An 11,531-nucleotide genomic window follows, 5' to 3' on the forward strand; every position below is an offset into this window, starting at 1 on the left:
CCTGGGGGGGAACCGGGCATGAAGGCCTTGTCATGGATGCGCGCGCGACCCAAGACGCTGGCGTCTGCCGCCGGCGTCACCGTCGGCGTCATCGCCATCACGACCATGGCCTTCACCTATGAGGGCTTCCCGACCACCAAGGTCGACCTGAACGACGGCGGCGTCTGGATCACCAAGACCTCGAGCCTGCTCGTGGGCCACTTCAACCACGAGTCCACGATCCTCGACGGCGGTCTGCGCACCACCAGCGAGAACTACGACATCCTCCAGGCCGCCGCCAACGTGCTCGTCGTCGACCAGAGCGCGTCCACCGTCACCGCGATCGATCCGGCCCGGGTCTCGCTCGGCGACTCCACGATCATCCCCTCTTCCGCCAAGGTCGCCATGGGGGCGAACACGGCGGCCATCCTCGACGAGAAGTCCGGCGACCTGTGGGTCGTGCCGGTCAAGGGCATCGCCTCCTTCGAGATCGAGGCGGCCGAGCCGGTCGTCGAGCTCGGCGAGAACTCCGACGTGACGGTGGCCGACGACGGCACGGTCTTCGGTCTCTCCGGCGAACGTGGCGAGGTCGTCACGGTCCCCGTCGACAACGAAGGTGCTCCGGGCGAGACGTCGACCGCGTCGGTCGGCGAGCTCGACCTGTCGGCGCGCCCCACCATCACCGCCGTCGGACGCACGCCGGTCGTGTTCGACGAGGCGGCCGGAGTCGTCACGACGCCGGGAGGCCTCCGCACCGAGGTCGAGGGCGCGGCGGATGCCGTGCTGCAGCAGGCGTCGGCCGAGACCGACGCCGTCGCGATCGCCACTCCTACCGCACTCCTGCGCGTGCCGCTCGACGGCAGCGAACCGGAGCAGATCTCTGCGGGCGGCGAGGGCACCGCTGCGGCACCGGTCTGGCTCCGCGGCTGCACCTACGGGGCCTGGGCGGGGTCGGCGACCTTCATCCGCGAGTGCCCCGGAGACAACAACGACGTGAACGCCCCGATCGACGGCGCCGAGGAATCCGCCAGCCTGACGTTCCGCGTCAACCGCGACGTGATCATCCTCAACGACGCCGTCGGCGGCGCCGCCTGGATGGCCAACGAGAGCCTGCAGCGCGTCGACAACTGGAACGACCTGACGCCGCCCGAGGGCGAGACGGAGAACCAGGAGGACTCGACCGAGGAGACGGTCGAGACCACGCTCCCGGAGCGCAGCGAGGAGAACACGCCTCCCATCGCCGAAGACGACTCGTACGGCGTGCGCCCCGGCGCCACGACGCTGCTCCCCGTGCTCGACAACGACAACGACCCCGACGGTGACGTGCTCGTCGCGGCGCTCGCCGAGGCGCAGCCGTCCATCGGGACCGTGCAGCCGATCAACAACGGCGGCTCGCTGCAGATCACCGTCGGCGAGAAGGCCTCCGGCACCGCCAGCTTCACCTACGAGGTCGATGACGGACGCAAGGGCAAGGACACCGCGGTCGTGACCCTCGCGGTGCACGACTGGAACGAGAACGCCGGTCCCACGTCGAAACGGAAGACCTCGCTCGCGGTCGAGACCGGCGGCACGATCTCGTACAACATCCTGCCGGACTGGATCGACCCCGACGGCGACGACATCTACCTCAAGGAGGTGCTCGCCGCCCCCGGCGACGAGGTCGACTTCAGCAAGGACGGTCAGATCACCTACAAGGCGACCGCGAGCCTGCAGGGGCGTAAAGACGTGCAGGTCACCGTCGCCGACGCCTTCGGCAAGCTCGGCACCGCGACCATCGCGCTCGACGTGCGCCCGCAGGGCTCGACGAACCCCAAGACCAACGCCGACCACGTGATCACGCGGGCCGGCGAGCAGGTCACCGTCGCCCCGACCGCGAACGACACGAGCACCTCCCGCGAGCAGCTGCGTCTGAGCCGGGTGCTCGACACGGCCGGGGCGACGATCGTCCCGAACACGGCGAACAAGACCTTCTCCTTCATGGCGGAGAAGCCCGGCGTCTACTACGTGCAGTACCAGGTCACCACAGGCCCGAAGAACGGCGAGGGTATCGTCCGCGTCGACGTGATGCCCGAGTCGGAGACCGACCTCCCGCCCGTGGCCGTCCGCGACGTCGCGCTGCTGCCCACCGGCGGCGATGTGCTGCTCGGCGTGCTCAACAACGACACCGACCCCGCCGGCGGCATCCTCGTCGTGCAGTCGGTGTCTCTGGAACCGAACAGCGGCATCTCGGTGTCGGTGCTCAACCACGAGACGTTGCGGATCACGGATCAGGGTGCGCTCGAAGAGCAGGTGCGCGTCAAGTACCGCATCTCGAACGGCTCCAAGTCGGCCGAGGGCGAGGTCGTGGTCATTCCGATCCCCGCGCCGGACGAGCTCCTGCAGCCGATCGCGAATCCCGACACGGCGACCGTCCGCGTCGGCGACGTCGTGACCATCCCGGTGCTCGACAACGACACCCACCCCAGCGACGACGTCATGCACGTCGAGCCCGAGCTCATCGAGCCGTTCATCGATCCGGAAGACGGCGAGGCCTTCGTCTCGCAGGACGCGGTGCGCTTCAAGGCGGGCCCCGAGGCGAAGACCGTGTACCTCACGTACGAGGTCTCCGACTCGCGCCAGCAGAAGGCTGCCGGCTACGTCACGATCCAGATCCTGCCCATCGACGAGGAGAACAACGCAGCTCCCCGGCCGCAGGATCTCGTCGCCCGCGCCCTCGCCGGCACCGAGGTGAACATCGCGGTGCCCCTCGACGGCATCGACACCGACGGCGACTCCGTGGAACTCGTGGGCATCGAGTCGAGCCCCGCCAAGGGACGCATCACGAACGGCCCGAACTACTTCACGTACGAGGCGTCCGACGGGGCGTCCGGTGTCGACGTGTTCAAGTACCGCGTGCGCGATCGGCTCGGGGCAGAGGGCGTCGCGACCATCCGCGTCGGCATCGCCCCCACCGAGCAGATCAATCAGCCTCCGTACGCGGTGAAGGACGCGGTGGTCGTGCGACCGGGCCGCGAGATCGCCGTGCCGGTGCTCGCGAACGACTCCGACCCCGAGGGTGACAAGGTGTCGCTCCTCAAGGACGGCCTCGAGCTTCCCGACGGGCTGGAGGCGCGCGTCTCCGGTGACCGGGTGCTCGTGCAGGCGCCGAACGGCCCGACCGAGACCTCGCTGCAGTACACCGCGGTCGACGCGCGTGGTGCCGAAGCCACGGCGACGCTGCAGATCACGGTCGACGAGGATGTTCCGCTGCAGGCGCCGGTCGCCCGCGACGACCGGCTGCAGCCGGTGGACCTCAAGGATGGTGGCCTGAGCGCCGACCTCGAGATCCTCGCCAACGACGAGGACCCCGACGGCACCACCGACAGCCTCACTGTCGAGGTCGGTGAAGGGGGAACGCAGCTCGAGAACGGCAAGGTGCGCGTCACCGTCACCGACGAGCTGCAGCTGATCCGCTACACGCTCGTCGACCGCGATGACCAGCGGGCTTCGGCATTCATCTTCGTGCCGTCGCGCGCCGATCTCCGCCCGACACTCACCTCCACGAAGCCGCTCGAGGTCGTCAGCGGCGAGACCGAGGAGGTTCCGCTGTCGGAGTACGTCACGGTCGCCGGCGGAGGCGACGTGGTGATCACTGAGAAGGCGAAGATCAGGGCGAACCACGCCGACGGCTCCGACCTGCTCAAGGATGCGAAGACCCTCGTCTACACCTCGGCCGAGGGATTCTTCGGACCGGATGCCCTCACGTTCGAGGTGACCGACGGCGATGGACCGGACGACCCCGAGGGCCGCAAGGCCACGCTCAGCATCCCGATCAACGTGCTGCCGCCCGAGAACCAGCAGCCCACCTTCGTGCAGGGGCAGGTCAACGTCGCCCCCGGCGAGCCGGCGACCTCGCTCGACCTGGTCGCCCTCACCGACGACCCCGACCCCGAAGACGAGGGCAAGCACGACTACTCCCTCGTCGGCGGCGAGGAGAAGGGCGTCTCCGCCCGCATCGACGGTGACGACAAGCTCGTCGTCGAGGCCGCGTCGAATGCCAAGAAGGGCACTGCCGTCGCGCTCAAGATCCGCATCTCCGACGGCACGACCGAACCGGTCGAGGGCACAGTCCAGGTCACGGTCACGGCGTCGACGAGGCCGATGCCGGCGGCGAACACCGACACGGTCGCCGAGGCGGATGCGGGCAAGACCATCACGGTGCCCGCCCTCGCGAACGACTACAACCCGTTCCCCGAGACACCGCTGAAGATCGTGACCGCGGTCGCGGAGTCGGGCTCCGGCGAGGTCACGTTCACCGACAGCGAGGTCACGGTCACCCCGAACGAGTCGTTCGTCGGAACGCTCGTCGTCCGCTACCGCATCCAGGATGCGACCGAGGATGCCGACCGCGAGGTCAACGGCCAGATCGTGGTCACCGTGCAGGATGTGCCGGATGCGCCAGGAGTCCCGGTGATCGCGAGCGTGCAGGACCGCACGGTCGTGGTGTCGTTCTCGGCACCATCGAACAACGGCGCCGAGATCACGAAGTACACCGTGAAGTCGGTCGGCGGCAGCGCGTACACCAAGGAGTGCCAGTCCACCACCTGCACGCTCGACGGTCTCACCAACAACGTCGAGTACACGTTCCAGGTGACCGCGACCAACCGCGTCGGCGAGTCCGATCCGTCCGCCCTGTCGGCGCCCGCACGCCCTGACGCACGTCCGGACACCCCCAACCCGCCGACCCTGAAGTTCGGCGACAAGTCGCTCCAGGTGTCGTGGGTCACCCCCACCACGCCGGGCTCGCCCGTCGATCGGTACACGCTCGAGATCTCGCCCGCGCCGCCTTCCGGCGTGACGCAGAAGGAGGTCACGGGCAACTCGATCACGTGGGAGGGGCTGGAGAACGGCTCGGACTACCAGGTGAAGGTGCAGGCGCACAACAAGGCGCCCGACCCCTCCAGCTGGAGCGGCTGGTCGGCGTCCGAGATTCCGGCCGGACCTCCGCTGGCTCCGGCTGCCCCGACGACGGTCGAGCTCTCGCCCGTCGGCAACCAGGCGCAGATGCAGGTGAACTGGACCCCGCCGGACAAGAACGGCGACGCGATCCGCGGCTACAAGCTCGAAGTGCTGCGCGGCGGCCAGGTCGTGCGCACCATCACCCCCGGCCCCGAGGCGAGGAGCCAGGCGGTCGTCGTCGACACCTCGGAGACGGCGTACACCTACCGCATCCAGGCCTACAACAAGGCCGGCTGGGGCGATATGAGCGCCCCGTCCGCACCGCGCCGCGGCGTGATCGCACCGGGCGCGCCGACGAGTCTGAAGGTCACCAAGGAAGCCGATCGGGCACTGGTCATCGACTACCGTCCGGGGTCGAGCGGTGGCGCGTCTCCTGGCGAGATCACCTACCAGTACCGGCTGAACGGCGGCGACTGGAACACGATGCCGGGCAACAAGACCATCGGCGGACTCACGAACGGTCGCGACTACACCGTCGAGGTGCGGGGCGTCACGCGCCTCGCCACAACGGACTTCGACGGGTCGACCTATGCCGGTGCCGTCTCGAATGCCGCGAAGGGCAACCCGTACGGGAAACCGAACCCGCCGGAGGTCAGCGCGGAGTCGCTCGAGAGCCAGGTGCGGTTGAACTGGAACGCGAACGGCTCAGACAACGGACGAACGATCACCGAGGTGCAGGTCAGCATCGACGGGGGTGGGTGGCAGGGTGTCGGCATGACCGGTTCGACCAACGTGGGGACGTACAGCGAGAGCCACAACATCAAGGCGCGAGCGAAGGACAGCACGGGCGTCTGGTCGAACGAGAGCCCCACGAGAGGCGCGACCGCGCAGGCCAAGCCGCAGCCGCGTTGGTGGGCGTCGCAGGGTCCGGACTCCGGCAACTGCAACCCCGATACCTGTTACAAGCTCAACCTCAACACGGCGAACGTCCCCGCCGGCAGCTACATGATCCGCTGCCTCGACAACGGCCAGCCGTACCGCTCGTCGTCCGGTCAGACCTCGACCTACAACCGGTACAACGTGCCGGCGAACGGCACGATCACGCTCTCGTGCTGGCACGGCGGTATGAACCGCACGCTGCAGGCCGACATCCAGGGCGTCGGTTGGTCCGAAGGCACCACCTGGCCGTAACAGCCACGGCTCCCGCTACACGAACTCCCTCACGACAAAGGAATCCCACCCTCATGACAATGACCCCCGAGCAGGCCGCCTGGTTCCAGGGCACCTTCCAGCGACTGGTCGAGAACGTCGACAAGGCGGTGCAGGGCAAGAAGGAGATCGTCGGTCTCGTGATGGCGTCGATGCTCGCCGAGGGCCACGTGCTCCTCGAGGATGCCCCCGGCACCGGCAAGACGAGCCTCGCCAAGGCGCTCGCTGCGACCGTGCAGGGCACCAGCGCGCGCATCCAGTTCACGCCCGACCTGCTGCCGTCCGACGTCACGGGTGTGACGATCTACGACCAGCAGTCGCACCGGTTCGAGTTCCACAAGGGCCCGATCTTCGCGTCGATAGTGCTGGCCGACGAGATCAACCGCGCCTCGCCGAAGACGCAGTCGGCGCTGCTCGAGGTCATGGAGGAGTCGCGGGTCACGGTCGACGGCGTCACGCACGAGGCCGGTCGCCCGTTCCTCGTCATCGCCACGCAGAACCCGATCGAGCAGGCGGGAACCTACAAGCTCCCCGAGGCCCAGCTCGACCGCTTCCTGATCAAGACGTCGATCGGGTACCCCGACCTCGCGGTCACCGAGAGCATCCTGGCCGGAGCATCCGACCGCAACCCGTCGGCCGGCCTCTCGGCGATCATCACGACGAGCGCCGTCGCCGACATGGCCGACCTCGCCGCGACCGTGCACGTCGAGCCGGCCGTGCTGCGCTATGTGGCGGAGCTTGCCGAGGCGACCCGTGAGGACGGCGCGATCCGCCTGGGCGTCTCGGTGCGTGGTGCGATCGCGATGATCCGCATCGCCAAGGTGTGGGCCGCCGCGCAGGGCCGCCACTTCGTGCTGCCCGACGACATCAAGGCCCTCGCGCGGCCCGTGTGGCAGCACCGTCTGCTGCTCGACGCCGAGGCGGAGTTCGCCGGTACGAGCAGCGACACCGTCATCGCCCGCGTCCTCGACGGCGTCGCGGCACCTCAGGCCCGAGCAGCGGCCTGATGACCGCGGAGGCTCTTCAGTCGGCGCCGCCGCAGACGGAACGCGACGCCGGATGGCGTGACATCGCGGCCGTCATCGGCGCGCGCGTGCTGACGCGCCTCCGGAAGATCACCGCGGCGATCCGCCCGCTGGCCTGGGTGCTGATGGCCATCGCCGTCGGCTTCTGGGTGATCGGGCAGATCGCCGGGTGGTCGGAGTTCACGATCGCCGCCGCAGTCATCGCGATCGCCGTGGGCGTGTGCGCGCTGTTCCTGATCGGCCGCACCGCCTACGACGTCTCGCTCGACCTCGCCCGCACCCGTGTGGTCGTGGGGGAGCGCGCGGTCGGCGCCCTCACCCTGGCCAACCGCGGCAGCCGGGCCATCCTGCCCTCGCGCGTGGTGCTCCCCGTCGGCTCCGGCCGCGGCGAGTTCGGCATCCAGCGGCTCGCACCGGGAGAGGAGGCGGAGGAGCTCTTCGCCATCCCCACCCAGCGCCGCGGCGTGGTCAAGGTCGGCCCGGTGAGCGTCGTCCGCGGCGATCCGCTCGGACTCTTCGAGCGCGCGCACCGCCGTGACGATCCGGTCGACCTGTTCGTGCACCCGCGCACCGTGCTGTTCGACGGCCAGTCGCTCGGCTACCTGCGCGACCTCGAGGGGCTTCCGGCCGCGGACCTCTCCCGTGACGACGTCTCCTTCCACGCGCTCCTGGAGTACCAGCCCGGAGACGACCTGCGTCACGTGCACTGGAAGTCCACCGCCCGGACGGGCACGATGATGGTCCGTCAGTACGAGGAGACCCGTCGCTCGCACTTCGTGATCGGCCTGTCTCGCTCCCTCAACGAATACGCCACGGCCGATGACTTCGAGCTCGGCATCTCCGCCGCGGGCTCGATCGGCCTCCGTGCCCTCCGCGACTCGCAGCGCGTCGACGTGCGCGTGCAGGGCCGGGAGCTGCCCGCTGGCACCGGCAAGCAGCTGCTCGACTCCCTCGCCGCCGTCGAGAACAGCAAGGCGAAGGAGGGCGGGATCGCCGACCTCGCCGGCATCGTCTCGGCCACGATGCCGCTCGCCAGCGTGGTGGTGCTCGTGTGCGGCTCCCGCGTGCCCTCCGACGACCTCCGCCTCGCCTGCTCGCGGCTGCCCTTCGGCGCCAAGGTGCTCGCCGTCGTGACCGACACGACCGCGACCGCACCGACGCTGCGGCGTATCGGCGATGCCGACGTCGTCACGGTCGGTGCGCTCGAACAGATTCCCCTCGCTCTGCAGAAGGTGCTCGCATGACCGCGCCCGCCACCGCGTCCGCCACGCTGACCCCGCGGCGTTGGATCCTCGACCTCGGGGCGACGGCTCTCCTGGTCGCGACGTCGATGGTCGGATTCTGGCCGACCTTCGCCGGGCCCTCCTTCCTCCCCGCCGTCATCGGCGGCATCCTGCTCGGCCTCGCGATCGCGGCCGTCGCGACGTGGCGTCGCTGGGGCATCCTGATCATCGCGGGGCTCACCGTCGCCGCGTACTTCGTGTTCGGCGCGGCGTTCGCGCTGCCGCAGACCGCGATCCTCGGATTCATCCCCACGCTCGAGACGCTGCAGAAGCTCGCGCTGGGCACGGTCACCGCGTGGAAGCAGATGCTCACCACGGTCGCCCCGGTGGCAGCGGCCGACGGTCACCTGATCGTCCCGTTCCTGCTGGCACTCGTGGTGACCACCCTGACCGCCTCGCTCGCACTGCGCCTGTCGCAGGTCGCGTGGGCGCTGCTGCCGGCCGGCGTGCTGCTCATGCTCGTGATCGCGCTGGGCACCCCGGAGCCGGCCTTCCCCCTCGTGCAAGGGCTCGTGTTCGCCGTGGTGAGCATGTCGTGGCTGGCGCTGCGCCAGCTCTGGGCGCCGCAGAACATGGCCGTGTCGGTGAGCGAGGTCGATCCGTCCCGCGCGGCGCACATGCGCACCCGTCGTCTGCTGGCCGGAGTCGCCGTGCTGGCCGTAGCGGGTGGAGCGGGCGTCGCCACGGCCGCGGTCGCGACCCCCGCACAGCCGCGTCACGTGTTCCGCGACGTCATCATCCCTCCGTTCGACATCCGCGACTACCCGAGCCCGCTGCAGGCCTTCCGCAAGAACGTGCGCGATGAGGCCGAGGAGACGCTCTTCACCGTGCAGGGTCTGCCCAAGGGGGCACGCATCCGCACGGCCGTGATGGACCAGTTCGACGGCATGGTCTACAACGTCACCGACGGCGGTCCGACGTCGTCGAGCGCGTTCGCTCCGCTGCGGTCGAACATGGCGCCGGAGGCCGAGGGCGTGCCCGTCACGCTGAAGTTCGCGATCGACGAGTACCGCGGCGTGTGGATGCCGACGGCCGGCGAACTGTCCGAGATCCGGTTCGACGGCGACCGCGCGGAGGACCTGCGCCGCGGCACCTTCGTCAACACGGTGACCGGCACGGCCGTGGCCACGCCGAAGCTGACTGCCGGCGACGAGTACGCGGTCGACGCGGTGATGCCGAGCGAGCCCGACGACGAGCAGCTGGCCGAGGTGGCGTTCGGCAAGGTGTCGATGCCGAAGCCCAGCAACGTGCCGGAAGAGCTGACCTCGCTGGCCGCCGAGACCGTGGCGGGTGCGGAGACGCCGATCGAGCAGGTGCGGGCGCTGGAGACCTTCCTCTCCGAGGGTGGCTTCTTCAGCCACGGCCTCGAGGGAGAGGTGCTGTCGCGTGCCGGGCACACCGCCGAGCGCATCTCGACGCTCGTCGGCGCCGACCAGATGATCGGCGACGATGAGCAGTACGCCGTGGCGATGGCGCTGCTCGCCGGACAGCTCGACATCCCCGCCCGCGTCGTCATGGGGTACTACCCCGACGATGAGCAGGCGGGAGAAGCGGTCTTCACCGCGACCGGCGACAACGTGCACGCGTGGGTCGAGGTCAACTTCGAGGGCGTCGGATGGATGACGTTCAACCCGACCCCGCCCGAGGACCAGGTCCCCAACGACCAGAACACCAAGCCCCGCGTCGACCCGAAGCCGCAGGTGCTGCAGCCGCCGCCCCCGCCGCAGGAGCCGGTCGACCTGCCGCCGACGCTGCCCGACGATCGCGAGTCGGAGGACGAGAGCCTGAACCTCGCCGGCATCATCGGCGCGATCCTGCTGATCGGCGGGATCTCGCTCGCGGTGATCGCCGTGCTCGCCTCGCCGTTCATCGTGATTGGCGCGTGGAAGGCCGCGAAGCGTCGCTCCCGTCGCGCCGCCGCCCGCACCTCCGACCGCATCAGCGGTGGCTGGGACGAGCTGACCGACCGCGCCGTCGATTACGGAGCGCGCCTGGCCCCCGGCGGCACCCGGATCGAAGAGGCCGCCGTCGTGGCGTCTTCCCTGACTGTCCCGCGGGTCACCGCGCTGGCCGAGCGCGCCGACGCCGAGGTGTTCGGTCCCGCCGAACCGAGCCCGCAGGACGTGGAGTCGTTCTGGCACGAGGTCGATGAGATCGTCGGCGGACTCGGCAAGGAGGCCGGCTTCTGGAAGCGCGTCAAGGCGCGACTGAGCGTGCGGTCCCTGGTCGGCGGCACGGCGGTCTCGAACGGACTGCAGAACCTGAAGGAAGCGGCCGCCGCGCGCGTTCGTCGCGAACCTGGCACCATCAAGAACAGCACGACGACTTCGTCCTCCGAGAGTGAGACCCCATGACGCAGCCAGCGCTCGATCAGATCGCGCCGATCTCCCGTCGCGCGGTCGCCTACGTCATCGACGCCCTGATCGCCGGCGGACTCGGCATCGTTCTCGGCGGTGGCCTGCTCCTCGCCTCGATGCTCTCGGGTGGACTCGAGGCCTCGATCACCGTGCTCCTCATCGGCGGCCCGGTCGTGAGCCTGGTGCTGCTCGCCTGGTTCATCGTGTACACCGTCATGCAGGCGGGTAAGGGCTCGATCGGGATGCGGGCGAAGGGCCTGCGCCTGGTCTCCGCCGCCGACGGAGAGCCGCTCGGGTTCGGGCGCGCGCTGCTCCGCAACATCATCTTCGGCCTCGCCGGAGCCATCGTCGTCGGCTACTTCAGCCCGCTGTTCGACGGCTCGGGCCGCTTCCAGGGGTGGCATGACAAGGTCGCGTCGTCGCTGATGCTCGACGCCCGGGTGCCCGCACCGGAACCCGTCGTCGAGGAGGCACCGGTGCCCGAGGCGCCGCCGCTGCTGCCGGCGCCGTCGTTCGAGCGCCTTCCTCCGGCACCGATGCCGGGATTCGCTCCGGCGGCGCATCCCGCACCGGCACCCGCACAGGCCGCGGAGCCGGCCCCGCCCGCTGCCCCGGCGCCGGTTGCCCGGAGCTTCACGACCCCGGTGCAGGACTCCGGCATGATCGCCTACGTCCCCGGGGTCACCCAACCGTCGTCGCCCGCGAAGGCTCCGGCGCCCGCAGCGCCTGTCGCCCCTGCG

Annotated in this window: 5 protein-coding genes; all 5 read left to right on the forward strand. The window is 69.8% G+C overall.

Features of this window, described 5'->3' with window-relative positions:
* Positions 1 to 18: 18 nt before the first annotated feature.
* Positions 19 to 6,108, forward strand: a complete 6,090-nt coding sequence (locus tag GZ67_RS0101735) for an Ig-like domain-containing protein (protein WP_036303098.1) — start codon at positions 19 to 21, stop codon at positions 6,106 to 6,108.
* A gap of 53 nt (positions 6,109 to 6,161) precedes the next feature.
* Positions 6,162 to 7,133 (forward strand): AAA family ATPase, encoded by a 972-nt coding sequence (locus GZ67_RS0101745; protein WP_029261313.1) that lies wholly within the window; start codon positions 6,162 to 6,164, stop codon positions 7,131 to 7,133.
* Positions 7,133 to 8,395 (forward strand): DUF58 domain-containing protein, encoded by a 1,263-nt coding sequence (locus tag GZ67_RS0101750; RefSeq protein ID WP_029261314.1) that lies wholly within the window; start codon positions 7,133 to 7,135, stop codon positions 8,393 to 8,395. The genes GZ67_RS0101745 and GZ67_RS0101750 overlap by 1 nt, the downstream gene beginning before the upstream one ends.
* Positions 8,392 to 10,788, forward strand: coding sequence for a transglutaminase-like domain-containing protein (locus tag GZ67_RS0101755; protein WP_029261315.1), 2,397 nt, complete (start codon positions 8,392 to 8,394; stop codon positions 10,786 to 10,788). Before GZ67_RS0101750 ends, GZ67_RS0101755 begins: the two co-directional genes overlap by 4 nt.
* A partial coding sequence (locus tag GZ67_RS0101760; RefSeq protein WP_029273736.1) for an RDD family protein occupies positions 10,785 to 11,531 on the forward strand: 747 nt, incomplete at its 3' end. The genes GZ67_RS0101755 and GZ67_RS0101760, both read left to right, overlap by 4 nt.

It is taken from the genome of Microbacterium sp. Cr-K20, from assembly GCF_000708325.1.
Classification (GTDB): Bacteria; Actinomycetota; Actinomycetes; order Actinomycetales; family Microbacteriaceae; genus Microbacterium.

What these genes read in the sequence shown, in the direction of transcription:
- GZ67_RS0101755 (WP_029261315.1), top strand. Translation starts at nt 8,392, where the DNA reads ATGACCGCGCCCGCCACCGCGTCCGCCACGCTGACCCCGCGGCGTTGG.
- GZ67_RS0101745 (WP_029261313.1), top strand. Translation starts at nt 6,162, where the DNA reads ATGACAATGACCCCCGAGCAGGCCGCCTGGTTCCAGGGCACCTTCCAG.
- GZ67_RS0101735 (WP_036303098.1), top strand. Translation starts at nt 19, where the DNA reads ATGAAGGCCTTGTCATGGATGCGCGCGCGACCCAAGACGCTGGCGTCT.
- GZ67_RS0101750 (WP_029261314.1), top strand. Translation starts at nt 7,133, where the DNA reads ATGACCGCGGAGGCTCTTCAGTCGGCGCCGCCGCAGACGGAACGCGAC.